Below are 14,069 nucleotides of genomic sequence, written 5' to 3'. Positions count from 1 at the left end.
ACCGGCGGGACCGCAGCTGTGATCAGGCTTTACTCAGGCCTTCGGCTTCAGGCACAGGACCTGGTCGCCGCCGTCCTTCGGGACCACGATGTACGGCTGGGCCTGGTCGGCGCACTGCTCCTTGGCGCTGGCGATCGACACGACCTCGAACGCGCCGGCGGTCGAGCAGTCCGCCTTCACCGGCTTGTTGGCGGCGCTCCGGGTCACGCAGTCGCCCTGGGCCACGCTGAACTCGTCGTCGCCGGAGATCAGGTACACCAGGCCGAACACCAGGGCCAGCAGCAGACCCGCGCCGAGCACGACCGCGATGGTGACCGGCACGGTGCGCACGTTCACCTTCGGCGAGGCCGGCGCCGCCGGCTCCTCGGCCTTGAACTGCTCGAACCGGTCCTGCTCGTCCGGGCCCGGCCAGCTCGTGGTGTCCTCCGGACCGGGCGGCGTCACCGTGGCCCGGGTCGCCGGGCTGCCCGGGTAGACACCGGGAGCCGGCTCGCCGGGCATCGGCGGCAGCGCGGGCGCCGGGACGTACGGGTTGTTGCCCCGCCCCGAGACGTCCGTGGTGTGCTCGCTGAACTGGTCCGGCGCCGCGCCACGACCGGCGAGGTCGGTGGTGAACTCGTTGTACGGCGGGCCGGCCGGGTCACCGGGGCGAGCCGGGGAACCGGGCGCGCCGAACGCGGGACCACCCGACGACGGGAACTGCGGAGAGCCGGGCATCGAGTACGGGGATCCACCCGAACCCGGGAACGGCGGCGCGCCGGGGGTGTCCTGCGGGGCGATCCGTGCGCTGGCCGAGGCACGGGCCGGGGACTGCGGCGCGACGCCCGGAGCCTCGTTGCCGAAACCGCCGTCACGCTGCGGGAACGGGACGCTGCCGAAGCCACCGCTCGGTTCGGAGCCGTGGTTGTCGTCAGCCCGCTGCCCGTAGGTGTTGTCCTCCGCGCGCTGGCCGTAGGCGTTGTCCTCCGCGCGCTGGCCGTAGGTGTTGCTCTGCGGGGCCTCGCCCGGACGGGGGCCGAACGGGCCGTTTCCCTCGGTGCCGGGCTGCTGCGGGTAGCCGCGCTGCGGAAGCGGAGCCGCCGCGAAGCCGCCGCTCGGCTCGTCGTCGGTGCGCTGTCCGGTGCCGGGGAAGCCGGAACCGTTGTTCGACGGGTAGCTGCCGGGCGGCGTGAACCGGTCCTGCTGGAACCCGCCGGACGGCTCGTCCGCGTCCGGTCGCGGTGCTGCGAACGGAGCGGCGAACGGTGCGTCGTTCCGCTGTGCGGCGAACGGTGCGTCAGCCGGCGGCGAGGAGAACGGAGCCTCCGCCTGCTGAGCTCCGAAAGGCGCGTCCTGCTGAGCTCCGAAAGGCGCGTCCTGGCGCTGCGGCATGCTCGGCTGCTGCGACGGGAACGGCGCTTCCGCGTGCTGCGGGGCGAACGGCGCATCTTCCCGTTGGGCTCCGTAGGGAGCGTCCTCGCGCGGCGAGCCGAACGGTGCGTCCTCGCGCTGGGCTCCGTAGGGAGCGTCCTCGTGCTGGGCTGCGTAGGGGGCGTCCTCGTGCGGCGAGCCGAACGGAGCCTCCTGGCGCTGCGGGGCGAAGGGCGCCGCGCCGGCCGGGGAGAACGGTGCGGCCGGGAACGCGCCGGACGGCTCGTTGTCGGAGCGGTTCTCGTCGCTGGTCTCCGGCTCGGCCGGGGGTGTCGCGGCGGGGCGGCCGTAGACCCGGGCCTGCGGCGCCAGTGCCGGCGGCGGGAGTTCGGTGGCGTCGACGCGGGCGCCGGGTACCGACGCGCTGGCCGTCACCGGGCGGGCCGAGCCGACCGCGGGCCGTTCGCCCGGGTCGCGCGGCTGCGGTACGGCGCTGCCGGAGATCGGCGCGGGAGCCGGAGCGGGAGCCGGCGCCGGAGCCGGAGCGGGAGTCGGCGCGCCACCGGTGCCGAGCGCGGCACCGGGCACACGCTGCGGGAAGCCGGAACCGCCGGCAGGCTCGGCGTCACGCTCGGCGGAAGCCTCCGGACCCGGCTCAGCCGACCCGAATCCGCCCCCGGGCTGCGGAGCGTTGCCGAACCCGGACTGCGGACCGGCACTCGACTGCGGAGTGTTCCCGAATCCGGACTGCGGACCGGCGCCGTATGCGTTTCCGGACTGGGGTGCGTTTCCGAACGCGCCCTCCGCCTGCGGCGCGGACCCATAGGTGCCACCGGACTGCGGCGCGGGAGCGAATCCCGGGTCGGGCTGCTGCGGAGATCCATAGGCGCCGCCGGACTGCGGGGCGGACCCATAGGTCCCACCCTGCTGCGGGGCGGAACCGAACGGCTGCGCACCCCCGTCACCCTGCGGCTCGGAGCCGAACGGCCCGCCGAACGGCCCGCCGAACTGCGGCTGCCCACCGGGCTGCCCGACGGGTTGTCCCCCGGGCTGCCCGACGGGTTGTCCCCCGGGCTGCCCGATGGACTGTCCCCCGGGCTGCCCGATGGACTGTCCCCCGGGCTGCCCGACGGGCACCGCGCCCGGCTCGGGTGCGGTGCGGGCCGGGAGATCCAGGCCGGCAGCGCCATCGTTCTCGGCGGTTGGGCTGGCCGGCGTGCGCAGCGGGAAACCGCTGCCGTCGCCGCGCCGGGTCGGGAAGGCGGCCGGCCGGCTCGGGTCGGAGCTCTCGGGGGCGGCGGTACGAGCGTTGTTCTGCATCCAGCTGTTCTGTGCCGGGCCCGCGGTGAAACCGCTCGGGCCGGAAGAGTCGGGGAGGTCGGTGAGGCTGGCGCCGGGCACGCGCACCGGCTGGTCACCGAAAGCGGAGAAACTGGTGCCGCCGGAATCGTCCGAGGCGGGAACGGAGGCGCCCGGGGTGCGGGTGGGCAGCCCACCGGGCCCGTTCGAACCAGCGGCGGCCTGAGCCGGGGGAGCAGGCGGCGGCGCCCAGCCGGCCTGCCCGGCGGCGCCGGGATCAGCGGGAGCGCCGGAAGAACCGGGACCGGCGGGCCCGCCGGAAAAACCGGGACCGGCGGGAGCGCCGGAAGAACCGGGGCCGGCGGGAGCACCGGGACCATCGGGTACCGCCGACCCATAGGGCGACGCACCGGGAGCGACCGGCCCATAGGGCGACGCGGTCGGTTCGCGCCGGGGCAGTTCGTTCTCCTCGGACGGCACGCGGGCCGCGCCGTACGGAGTGCCGGCGGGCTTGGGCCCGGCGCCGAACGCGGCGACCTGCGGGACCACGAACGGCGAGCCGCCGTTCGGGGTGGCCTGCGGGGGAGGGCCGTACGACGTGGGGACGTTCTCGGCCGGTGCCGGGGCGGATGCCCGACCGGCCGGTCGCTGACCTTCGGCATCGGGCGAGTAGCCACCTGAACCGTCGGGTGAGTAGCCACCTGCACCGCCGGGCGAGTAACCGCCCGCACCGCCGGGCGAGTAACCGCCTGAACCGCCGGGCGGGTAACCGCCCGGACCCTCGGGTGTGTAGCCACCTGAACCCTCGGACGGGTAACCGCCCGAACCATCAGGCGAGTAACCGCCCGAACCAGGTCCGCCCGACGTGGCTTCAGCCGGCTGCCCGGCGTGGTGCCCCTCGGACGTCATACGCGCCTCCTCGTTTCTGCGGCCGTGCCAGCTTTGCACGGACGCGGCCCCGCCGGCGTCCTTCCGCCGAAGGGCCGTGCCAGCTCTCCGGCCAGGCCGTGCTGGGGCCGGGATCAAGCAAGCCGCCGGTGGCCCCGGTCCCTTCGCCGACCGGCCGCGCCGGCTCGAGGACCGTGCCCAACCGTACCGGGCGTCGGCGACCGGAGGAATCCCGGTGTACGCCCCGGAGGGACCGGTGTCCGATCTTCAAGAGTGGTTTTTGACACGAAAAGGCCCGTCCGGATGATCCGGACGGGCCGTTCGCTGCTCGTAACCCCTCGAGAAGCGCCCTTGGGTCAGCTGGGCTGCCTCTGGGAGAAGAAGGCGATCTCATCACGCATCGCCTGCGTGGGCGCCGACTGCATGGCGCGGTCGATGGCGCGGTTCTGGCGGCTGATCATCCGACGCCGGCGGATGCGGTCGATCATGCTCATGGCCCTGCTTCTTTCCCCGGCTCTTGGCCGGCCTTGCTCATGACGAGCGCGCCGGCCCCGCTTGTGGCGGTCACCTCGGCGCACGTCTCGGTGTTGATCCAAGTATGCGCCTCCAATGAGGAGCTTTCCAAACTATTTAGGGGTGAGCTGGGTCATCTGCTTAAGGATCGAAGGTCCGCACCCGTCCGGGCCGAAAGAATCTATCCCCAGGTGAGCATCGCCGTCTTCGGGTCGGAGAGGAAGGCACCGACGTCCCGGAGGAACTTCGAGCCCAGCTCGCCGTCGATGATCCGATGGTCGAAGGAGAGCCCGAGGGTCGTGACCTGGCGGATCTTGATCTTGCCGTTGTGCACCCACGGAGTCGGCCGGATCGCGCCGAGGGCCAGGATCGCCGACTCGCCGGGCGGCAGGATCGGCGTGCCGGTGTCGACGCCGTACACACCGACGTTCGTGATCGAGAACGTGCCGCCGGCCATGTCGGACGGCGGCGTCTTGCCCGAGCGGGCCGTCCGGATCAGATCGTTGAGCGCGGTCGCCAGCTCCGGCAGGGCGAGCCGGCCGGCGTCCTTGATGTTCGGGACGATCAGCCCCCGCTCGGTCGCTGCCGCGATGCCGAGGTTCACGTACTCCTTCACGATGATCTCGCCGGTCTCGCCGGACCAGGTGGAGTTGACCATCGGGTACCGCTTGATCGCGAGCAGCACGGCTTTGGCCACGAGCAGCAGCGGGGAGATCTTCTGCTCGGCGAACTCCGGCCGGCCGCGCAGTTTCTCCAGCGTCTTCACGGTCCGGGTCACGTCGACGGTGAGGAACTCCGTGACGTGCGGCGCGGTGAACGCGGACGCGACCATGTTCGCCGCGGTCAGCTTCCGCACTCCCTTGATCGGGATCCGCTGCTCCCGTGACCCGGCCTCCGCGGCGCCGTTCAGCGCGGGCGCGGCGGTCAGGTCCGGCTCGGCGGCGGCTTGCGCCACTGCCTTCTGTACGTCGTCACGCGTCACCGACCCCGAAGGACCGGTCCCGATGAGCGTCGCGAGGTCCACGCCGAGATCCCGAGCCAGTTTGCGTACCGGCGGTTTCGCCAGCACCGGGCCACCGATGGTCGCCACCACCGGGGCGGGTGCGGGCCGGACGGGTGCCGCAGTGTCCTGCGATGCCATTGCGGGCGGGGCGGCCGGAATCCCGGCGGCCGCCGCAGGCGGGGTGGCCGTCGATGCGTTCGTGGCAGGTGTGGCCGTACCTGATCGGGGTCTTCTCTTCGCGCTTGTGGTTCTCGGGCCGTAACCGACGAGCACGGCCGTGCGGCCGCCCGGAGCCGGACCACCGATGAGGCCGGCCTCGGGGTCCTCGCTCGCGGCCGACGCGACGCTCGCGGGGGCGGGATCGGCGACCGGGCCCGCGCCGGGGTCCGTGTCGATCGAGATGATCGGCTTGCCGACCTCGACCACCGTGCCGGCCTCGTGGAAGATCTTGGTGACCACGCCGGCCCACTTGGCCGGGATCTCGACGGCTGCTTTCGCCGTCTCCACCTCGACGATCGGCTGGTTCAGCTCGATCGTGTCGCCGACCTTGACCAGCCAGGCCAGGATCTCGCCCTCGGTGAGGCCTTCGCCCAGGTCGGGCAGGTTGAACTCCTTGATCCGGGACATCGGCGTCACCAGCCGAACGCGCGGTCGACGGCGTCCAGCACACGGTCGAGATCGGGGAGGTACTCCTCCTCGGCCCGTGCTGCCGGATAGGGAATGTCGTAACCGGTGACCCGCAGGACCGGCGACTCCAGGAAGTAGAAGCACTCCTCGGTGATCCGGGCGGCGAGTTCCGCGCCCAGGCCCAGGTTGCCCGGCGCCTCGTGCACGACGACCGCGCGGCCGGTCCGCTTGACCGACTCGAAGATCGTCGGGTAGTCCACCGGGGAGAGCGAGCGCAGGTCGATCACCTCCAGCTCACGGCCGTCCTCGGCGGCTGCCGCGGCGGCGTCCAGCGCCACCTTGACCATCGGGCCGTAGGCCAGCAGCGTCGCGGCCGAGCCGGGACGGGCCACCCGGGCGGCGTGCAGGGGGTACGCGCCGTCGAGCGAGGCGGCCAGGTCGACCTCGCCCTTCTCCCAGTACCGCCGCTTCGGCTCGAAGAAGACGATCGGGTCGTCCGAGGTGATCGCCTGCTGGATCATCGAGTACGCGTCGGCGGGGTTGGCGCAGGTCACCACCTTGAGGCCGGGGGTGTGCGCGAAGTACGCCTCGGGGGACTCGGAGTGGTGCTCGACCGCGCCGATACCACCGCCGAACGGGATCCGGATGACGATCGGCAGCCGCACGTTGCCCTTGGAGCGGTAGTGCATCTTCGCGACCTGGCTGACGATCTGGTTGTAGGCCGGGAAGACGAAGCCGTCGAACTGGATCTCACAGACCGGCCGGTAGCCGCGGATCGCGAGACCGACAGCGGTCCCGATGATGCCGGCCTCGGCGAGCGGGGTGTCGATCACCCGGTCCTCGCCGAAGTCCTTCTGCAGGCCGTCGGTGATCCGGAAGACGCCGCCGAGCTTGCCGACGTCCTCCCCCATGATCACTACCTTGGGGTCGTTCTCCAGCGCGCGGCGCAGGCCGTGGTTGAGCGCCTTGCCCAGGTTGATCGTCTCGGTCATCAGTGCCCACTCCCCTCGAACGAGGCCTGGTACTCGGCGAACGCGTCGCGTTGCGCCGCCAGTTCCGGCGAACCGTTCGGATAGACGTGGTCGAACATCGCGACCGGTTGCGGATCGGGCATCGCGAGAACCCGCTCGCGCAGGTCCAGCGCAAGTTTGCCCGCGGTCTCGTCCACCTCGCCGAAGAAGTCGTCGCCGGCCAGCCGCTGCTTGGTGAGGAAAGCCTTGAGGCGCTTGATCGGGTCCTTCGCCTTCCAGGACTCGACCTCGCTGGAGATGCGGTAGCGGGTGGGGTCGTCGGAGCTGGTGTGTGCGCCCATGCGATAGGTGTACGCCTCGATCAGCGTCGGGCCCTGACCGGTCCGGGCGTTGTCCAGCGCGGCGCGGGTCACCGCGTAGGTGGCCAGCACGTCGTTGCCGTCGACCCGGATGCCGGGGAAGCCGTAGCCTCCGGCGCGCTGGTACAGCGGGACGCGGGTCTGGCGCTCGAGGGGTTCGGAGATCGCGTACTGGTTGTTCTGGCAGAAGAAGACGATCGGGGCGTTGAAGACGCCGGACCAGACGAACGACTCGTTGACCTCGCCCTGGCTGGTGGCGCCGTCGCCGAAGTAGGCGATCACGGCCTCGCCGTCCGCGCCACCGGTCTTGCCGTCCATCGTGACGCCCATCGCGTAGCCGGTCGCGTGCAGCGTCTGTGCGCCGATCACGATCGTGTACGTGTTGAACCGGAACTCGTTCGGGTCCCAGCCGCCCTGGTCGACGCCGCGGAACAGGCCGAACGGCATGATCGGGTCGATGCCGCGGCAGTAGAGCACGCCGTGCTCGCGATAGGTGGGGAACGCCATGTCCTGCGGGCGCAGCGCCCGGCCGGAGCCGACCTGCGCCGCTTCCTGGCCGAGTAGGCTGGCCCAGATGCCGAGCTCGCCCTGCCGCTGCAGAGCGACGGCCTCGGCGTCGAGCCGGCGGACGGTCACCAGATCGCGGTAGAGCTCCCGGTACTCCTCGTCGGTGAAGTCGACGGTGTAGGTGCTCCCGTCGGCGGTGGTCGCGCTGTCGATGCGCTCGCCGTCGGGGGTCAGCAGTTGGACGAAGCCGCCGGCCGGAACGTCGCTCCCGGCTTTGTCGCGCTCGCCTTTCGCCATCCGTGTCTCCTGTTTCCTCTCTGCGCCCGCGGCGGGTGTCTCCCGGCCACGCGGCTGACCACTGGGGCTGGCCGCGCCTGACCCGGGTGGGGTTGCCGCGCGGCTTGTTCCGGCTGCTCGTTCTGCCGGGACGACCCGCCGAAGCCCCGCTGGTTGACGGAGGGCGACGGCGGCGGTGCCGTCGGTCCCATCCTGACAGAGGGAGTGAGCTCGGTTACAGACTGCGTGGATCACAAATACAGGTTTTCTCCTGACACATCGTTAACGGTATTTGTCCGATTTAGTGGACTTTGTGCTCTCACTCTAGTACGAATGCCCTCGCTGTGCCGCTGCCGAATGCGGAATGCATCGTTGCGTCAGGTGTCCGGAACAGATCCAGATGGATCTTTCTTCGCGCAGTTCGAACTGGGAGCCTTGCGTGCCGCACCTGCCCGACGACGACCACTTCGCGCCACCGCCCAAGGTGCTGCGGAAGAGGATCGACGGGGTGTATCGCGAGGACCACGGATTCGCCGGGCCGACCCGCCGCTACGTGATCATGGTGGCGCTCCTGGTGGGACTCGCCTCGGTGCCGACCCTCGCCGTGCTCACCACCGGTTCGAAGGAGATCTCCGGCCGGGATCGGCCGGGCGCCATGGACGTGCCGTTCCTGCCGCCGCCGGCCACCGGGCCGGTCGGCCCGGCGGCTTCCGCCTCGCCCGGCCCGTCGCGATCGCCGTCCCCGCCGGGCGGTGCCGCGCCTTCCGCTTCGGGATCGGGCTTGGCCGATAAAGATCAGACCCCGCGACGGTACGGGGGTACCGGCGCGCCGCCGTCGACGGCGAAGCGGGCTAGCCCGTCGCGAGGTGCGCCGGCGATTTCGGATTCTGCGAAACGACGTAAAGCTCGGGATATGCCGTATTTGTCCGATAAGCCGAGCTCGACGCGGAAGTCGCCGCAGAGTCGGCCTGGCGGTGGGCGGGTCCGCGATTCTCCGGTGAGCGGGGATTCGCCGCGATCCGGCCGGGCCGGGCCGGGTCGGCCGGGGCCGGACCGGGCGGGGTCGGGTCGGGCGGGGTCGGACCGGGCGGGGTCGGGTCAGGCGGGGTCGAATCGGCCGGGGCCGGACCGAGCTGGGTCGGGTCGGGCGGGGTCGGGTCGGGCGGGGGCGGGCCGGGGAGTGCCCGGTCTGCCGGTGATCCCCGGTCTGCCGGTGGTGCCTGAGGACGACGACGTGAACCGGCCGGACCAGCCCCGTGACTTTCCCACCGTGCCGGGCCTGCCCGAGGTCCCGGACGAGGACGAGGACGAGCCGGGCGGAGACACGCCCGGCGACGAACCGCCCCACGACCGTGACGAACCGCATTGGCGGCGTTGTGAGGCCGCCACGTCCCGGGAGAACCCGTCCCGGCGCCGAACAGTCCACAGCGGCCGGTCGCCCGACCGGTCCGAGTCAGCCGGAGAACGATCATGGCCGATCGCCCGTACAACATCCGACCAGCCCGCATCCTCGAACAGAGCTACCCGGAGCGCGGCCTCAACGTGCACCGGCTGCTCACCCAGCCCCGATCCAGCGAGGACCGGACGGTGAACCGCCCGTACCACGGCGCGCACCGGGCCGAGCACGCCGACACCGACGACTGGAGCGAGGCGGCCTGGCAGCGCAGCACCCGGGTGGGCCGGCACCACGCCGAGCCGGCGAACGACCACTACACGAACCGCCGCTGACCCGATCGCTGCCTCAGTCGTCGCGGTTGGCCTCCAGCCAGGCTTCGATGGCTGACGTGTCGCTGGGGTCGACGCCCTCGGCGATCAGCTGGGCGACCGCCGCCGTGGCCGGGCTGCGGCGCTCACCGGTGCTGTAGAGCCGGACGAACTCCGGGACCAGCTCCTCCACCACGGATCTGGTCTGGTCGATCGCGGCCGCCGGCAGGCCGCGCCGACGGCCCGCATAGGCCGTCCAGGCGCGGACGACCTGCGGCAGCATCGCGGCGTCGTCCATGTCGAGCACGGCACGCCGGTGCACCCAGTCCAGCAGGAACAGCCCGGCCACCGACGGGCTCCAGCGCAGCGGGTCACCGCCGGGCAGCGAGTCGGCGTGGTCCAGGATCAGGCTGAGGCAGAAGGCGAACGAGTTGCGGTCGGCGTCCGGCAGGCCCTCGGCGGCCGCCTCCGGTGAGTCGGCGAAATCCCGGGCCAGATCGGCGCCGGCCGGGGCGCCGGACGGCTCCTCCAGCGGCGGCGTCGTCAGCACCGGCAGCAGGGCGAGCCGGGCGGCGGCGAGCGCGCGGTCGGTGGCGAGCGAACCGTCGGAGGGCAGCTCGCTCAGATCATCGGTGATCTCCAGGTGGCGGCCGACCTCCTCGCGGAGCCGGCCCGGGTCCTCGGTGCGGAACCAGATCAGCTCGTCGGCCTCGCAGAGCTGGCGCACCTGGCTGAGCAGCGTCCCGGCCGCGGTGGAGACGAACAGGTCCTTGGCGATGCCGATGTTGTGGTCGACGACTGCCACGACCGCGTGCTCCGGTCCACCGTCCGAGCTGTCCTCGTAGGCGAACGTCATGAGGTAGGAGGTCTGGTCGCCGTAGACGTCCCCGTACGCGAAGCAGCCGGTGGGATGCACCCGGCCCAGCTGGGCGCCCCAGGACGGCGCCCGGTCGTCGTGGCCGACCTCGGCGGCGCCGTCGGCGTCCGGCACGAGGGCGGCGAAGACCTCGCGGATCGTCACCGCCTCCGCCACCGGACCGGTCTTGCTCAAGAACTGGCCCACGAAGTCGCGCACCGCCTCGGCCCGGTGCTCGGCGGCCACCTGGTAGACGCTGCCGAGCAACGCCGCACCGAGCATCTCCGCATCGAGCGCGCAGCCCAGTTTCGTGACGTCGCGAGCCGCGTGCAGAACGGCTTCGTACGCGGTCTGGGGTGCCGGCATGTCGCGAGCCTACGCCCGGGACACCTGGCTGACCTACTCCGAACGCACTACGCCGAGAGCTTCTCTCGCCTGGGCGTAAGCGTTCAGCACCTCGCGGACCGGCGCGACCACGTACCCCCGGGCCACGTCGGTGACCGCGGACCGCAGACGCTGCTCGGCGCGGCGTCGTGCGCGGCGGGACCCGGCCGCGATCAGAGGCTTCAGCAGCAGCCAGAGGAGCATGCCGGCAAACAGGCCGCCGAGCAGCAACAACGTCGGCAACGGGACCGCGCCGACCGCCGGGTTGTCGAGCGCCGGCAGGCCGAGGACCCGGACCGCGTACCCGACGATCAGCCAGCCGAGACCGACCACCGCTGTCGCGAGCAGCACCCACTGCAGCGCCCCGATCACACGCCACCAGATCGGCGTCTTGGCCACGCCGAGGTCGGTGGTGGCGACCGCCCGGTCCAGCGCGTCGGGAAGGTCGTCGGCCCGGGACCGCGCCGCGGTGGTCAGCGCCGGCGCCCAGACCTCGGGCAGCGGCGCGGCGGCGCGGCTGGCGACCGCGCGGACCGAGATGCCGACCGCGGAACGTTGCGCGGCGCCGGCGGCCGGGACCGAGGTGCGGGGCACGATGTCGGTGGAGACCGCGTCGGTGGCGGGTTTCTCGCTCAGGTGCAGCCGGCGCAGCGGGTCCGGGCGCAGCCGGTTCAGGCCGCGGACCAGCGGCCAGCCGGTCGACGCTGTCGCCCGCTGCCGGTACGCCTGAGCCGTCGCGTCGGCCACCGCCGGCACCCCGGCCGACGCCGCCAGGGAATCGGCCAGCTGGCGGACCGTGCTCCGGTCCACCTCGTCCTCGGCGGCCGGTGGGCCGATCGTGGCGGCCAGCTCCTCGCCGACCGTGTCCAGGTCGGCGGCGAGGCGGCGCAGCGCGGCCTGCCGCGCGGCCACCGTCGTCTCCAGCGCCTCGCGCAGGTCGGTGAGCATGCCGGGCTGTTTCGCCGAGGAGGCGAGCACCGGCGTGCCGCCGAGCCCGTCCTCCTCAAGGAGCCGGCCCAGGTCGGTGAGCACCACCTCGGTGTCGCCGGGACTCAGCCGGTCGGCCTGGTTGAGCACCACGATCGTCACGCCGGCGTGCGAGCTGAACTGCGAGAGGTACGCCCGGTGCAGCACCCGGTCGCCGTACTTCTGCGGGTCGACCACCCAGACGATCTGGTCGACCAGCCCGAGCAGGCGGTCCACCTCCAGCTGGTGCGCGCGTTCCACCGAGTCGAAGTCCGGCAGGTCGAGCAGGACCAGGCCGTGCAGGGCCACCTCGTCGTCGCCGTCCAGCGCGCTCTCCCGGACGAACCGCTGCCGCGGCAGCACCCCGATCCAGTCGAGCAGCCGGTTCGCCGGCTCCAGCGGCCCCCAGACGCAGGCGTGCGCGGTGCCGGTGGTCGGCCGGCGCACGCCGACCTGCGAGAGCTTGAACCGGGCCAGGGCGTTGAACAGGCTGGACTTGCCGCTGCCGGTGCTGCCGGCGAGCGCCACCACGGTGTGGTCCAGGGAGAGCGAGAGCCGGTTGCCGGCCCGCTCCACGAGCGTGTGCGCGGTGACCAGCTTGCCGTCCGGCAGGTACGGCCCGGTGACCCGCAGGAATCGGGACAGCGCGTCGAGCCGTCGCGCCAGATCCTGGGCGTCCACTCTTTTCTCAACGACGTTCATTGCCCCGACCCGGTCAACGCTAGTTCCTTCCTCGCCGCCTCCACCTCGGTGGCGACCCGGCGCAGGAGCGCGCCCGGTTCGGCCTCGAGGCGTACCGCCGCGGTCCGCTCGGTGAACCGGGCGGCCTCGGCGGCCAGCAGATCATCCACCCGGGCCAGCAGCTCGGTGCGGGCGCGGGTGGCAAGCGTGCGGATGGCCTGGTCGCCGAAGACGGCCTCGAGCACCTTCTGCGCGGCGACCGCGCTGCTCGCGCCGGCCGCGACCTCCAGGCCGGTGGGTATGAAAGCGGTGGTGGTGAACACCGCGATCATCACGGCCAGGCCGACGCCGTTCACCGCGTACGCCGCGCCGCGGGCCACGGTCCGCTTGTCGGCGGCCTCCCGGCGGACCACGTCGAGCACCCACTGCTGCCAGTCCCGGACCAGCCGGTCGGCGAGCTGGGGCAGGTCGTCGGAGGCTCGCTGCAGACCCGGCTCCAGCAGGGCGGCGCCGGCCGGGTGGGACTGCCAGGCCGCGTACGCCTGCTCGGCCGCGTCCGCCGCCACCCCGCGCAGCAGGGTGACCAGCTGGGACTCCATCGCGACCTGGAGGTTGTGCCCGGGCGCCGGCCGGCCGCTGATCGCCGCGACGAGCCGGTCCCGCAGGTGACCGATCCGCGACTCCAGGCTGCGCAGGAACTCGCCGGTGCCGATGAACTCCTGCCAGCGGGCCAGCACCTCGCCGCGGAGCAACCGGCCGTCCTGCAGGCCCTCCTCGGTGGTGCGCCGGGCGTTGCGGTACGCCGCCTCGACCCGCTCGTCCAGCGTCTGCGCGGTGCGCATCTGCTCGTCGGCGGCCTCGGCCAGCCCGTGCAGCGCCGGGGCCAGGGCGCCGAGCGCGCCGTCGAGTGTCTGCCGGACCACCGCGGCGCGGGCGTTCGCGTCCGAGGAGAGCTGGGAGAACCACTGCCGCATCGAGCCGACCGCGGCTTCCGGCAGCAGGCCGTTGCCGCCCAGGGCGGTCTCCGGGATGACGAAGAGTGGCGCGGAGCCGAGGTCGCGGGCGGTGAGCATCTCGCCGAGATGTGCGGCGACCTCCGCGGCCGCGTCGACCGGCACCCGGTCCAGCACCAGGGCGATCACGGTGCCGCGCAGCCGGGCGGTGGTCAGCAGCTCCCACGGGACGGCGTCCGCGTACCGCGCCGCGGTGGTGACGAAGAGCCACAGGTCGGCGGCGGCCAGCAGCTGCGCCGCGAGTTTGCGGTTCTGGTCGACGACCGAGTCGATGTCGGGCGCGTCGAGCAGCGCCACGCCGGGACCGATCGACGGCGCGGCGACGACCTGTAACGCGTTCGGGTCGGTGCTCTGCTCGCCGGTGCGGACCAGGCCGGGCAGCAGCCCGCCGCGGCCGAACCAGTTCAGATCCGACGGGTTCGCCACCAGCACCGGTGAGCGGGTGGTGGGACGCAACACGCCGGCGGTGCTCACCGGCGCCTGAACCAGGCTGTTCACCAGCGTGGACTTGCCCGCGCCGGTGGATCCGCCGACGACCACGAGCAGCGGGGCGTCGAGTCGCGCCAGGCGCGGCAGCAGATAGTCGTCGAGCTGGGCGAGCAGCGCCGCGCCGACCTTCCGAGCCTCTTCGGCGGAGGGCATGACCAGGGGGTACGAGACCGCGCCCAGCGC

Annotated in this window: 9 protein-coding genes; 1 reads left to right on the top strand and 8 read right to left on the bottom strand. The window is 72.7% G+C overall.

Annotated features, from left to right (window positions below):
• Positions 1-33: 33 nt before the first annotated feature.
• From AB0F72_RS02485 to pdhA, 5 genes are all read right to left on the bottom strand, one after another.
• Entirely contained in the window at positions 34-3,558 is a 3,525-nt protein-coding gene (locus AB0F72_RS02485) for a hypothetical protein (protein WP_360423912.1), read from the bottom strand.
• A 335-nt stretch (positions 3,559-3,893) separates the two neighbouring features.
• Positions 3,894-4,031, bottom strand: a complete 138-nt coding sequence (locus tag AB0F72_RS02480; RefSeq protein WP_172666554.1) for a hypothetical protein — start codon at positions 4,029-4,031, stop codon at positions 3,894-3,896.
• A 200-nt stretch (positions 4,032-4,231) separates the two neighbouring features.
• Entirely contained in the window at positions 4,232-5,680 is a 1,449-nt protein-coding gene (locus AB0F72_RS02475; RefSeq protein ID WP_360423908.1) for a dihydrolipoamide acetyltransferase family protein, read from the bottom strand.
• 5 nt (positions 5,681-5,685) lie between these two features.
• Complete coding sequence (locus tag AB0F72_RS02470) at positions 5,686-6,675, bottom strand: alpha-ketoacid dehydrogenase subunit beta (protein WP_360425025.1); 990 nt, start codon at positions 6,673-6,675, stop codon at positions 5,686-5,688.
• The gene (gene pdhA / locus AB0F72_RS02465) at positions 6,672-7,814 is read right to left on the bottom strand and encodes a pyruvate dehydrogenase (acetyl-transferring) E1 component subunit alpha (RefSeq protein ID WP_360423905.1); all 1,143 of its coding nucleotides are present in this window, start codon (positions 7,812-7,814) and stop codon (positions 6,672-6,674) included. The genes AB0F72_RS02470 and pdhA overlap by 4 nt, the downstream gene beginning before the upstream one ends.
• A gap of 1,449 nt (positions 7,815-9,263) precedes the next feature.
• Between pdhA and AB0F72_RS02460 the strand changes: the two genes are divergently transcribed.
• A complete protein-coding gene (locus AB0F72_RS02460; RefSeq protein WP_360423902.1) occupies positions 9,264-9,521 on the top strand; it encodes a hypothetical protein in 258 nt (85 codons plus the stop codon).
• Positions 9,522-9,534: 13 nt separating this feature from the next.
• On the opposite strand, the gene AB0F72_RS02455 is transcribed toward AB0F72_RS02460, so the two are convergent.
• From AB0F72_RS02455 to AB0F72_RS02445, 3 genes are read right to left on the bottom strand one after another with little or no spacing between them, the layout of a single operon-like run.
• Positions 9,535-10,719 (bottom strand): hypothetical protein, encoded by a 1,185-nt coding sequence (locus AB0F72_RS02455; RefSeq protein WP_360423899.1) that lies wholly within the window; start codon positions 10,717-10,719, stop codon positions 9,535-9,537.
• A gap of 33 nt (positions 10,720-10,752) precedes the next feature.
• Positions 10,753-12,405: a GTPase gene (locus AB0F72_RS02450; protein WP_360423896.1), complete on the bottom strand. Its 1,653-nt coding sequence runs from the start codon at positions 12,403-12,405 to the stop codon at positions 10,753-10,755.
• Positions 12,402-14,039, bottom strand: coding sequence for a GTPase domain-containing protein (locus AB0F72_RS02445; protein WP_360423893.1), 1,638 nt, complete (start codon positions 14,037-14,039; stop codon positions 12,402-12,404). The genes AB0F72_RS02450 and AB0F72_RS02445 overlap by 4 nt, the downstream gene beginning before the upstream one ends.
• Positions 14,040-14,069 lie beyond the last annotated feature (30 nt).

This window comes from Actinoplanes sp. NPDC023936, assembly GCF_040639325.1.
GTDB lineage: Bacteria > Actinomycetota > Actinomycetes > Mycobacteriales > Micromonosporaceae > Actinoplanes.
The sequence above is the reverse complement of the archived record's forward strand: the minus strand, read 5'-3'. Positions and strand labels throughout refer to the sequence as shown.

Excerpts from the sequence above, each read along its gene's own strand:
- AB0F72_RS02485 (WP_360423912.1), bottom strand. The coding sequence starts at position 3,558 with ATGACGTCCGAGGGGCACCACGCCGGGCAGCCGGCTGAAGCCACGTCG.
- AB0F72_RS02480 (WP_172666554.1), bottom strand. The coding sequence starts at position 4,031 with ATGAGCATGATCGACCGCATCCGCCGGCGTCGGATGATCAGCCGCCAG.
- AB0F72_RS02475 (WP_360423908.1), bottom strand. The coding sequence starts at position 5,680 with ATGTCCCGGATCAAGGAGTTCAACCTGCCCGACCTGGGCGAAGGCCTC.
- pdhA (WP_360423905.1), bottom strand. The coding sequence starts at position 7,814 with ATGGCGAAAGGCGAGCGCGACAAAGCCGGGAGCGACGTTCCGGCCGGC.
- AB0F72_RS02460 (WP_360423902.1), top strand. The coding sequence starts at position 9,264 with ATGGCCGATCGCCCGTACAACATCCGACCAGCCCGCATCCTCGAACAG.
- AB0F72_RS02455 (WP_360423899.1), bottom strand. The coding sequence starts at position 10,719 with ATGCCGGCACCCCAGACCGCGTACGAAGCCGTTCTGCACGCGGCTCGC.
- AB0F72_RS02450 (WP_360423896.1), bottom strand. The coding sequence starts at position 12,405 with ATGAACGTCGTTGAGAAAAGAGTGGACGCCCAGGATCTGGCGCGACGG.
- AB0F72_RS02445 (WP_360423893.1), bottom strand. The coding sequence starts at position 14,039 with ATGCCCTCCGCCGAAGAGGCTCGGAAGGTCGGCGCGGCGCTGCTCGCC.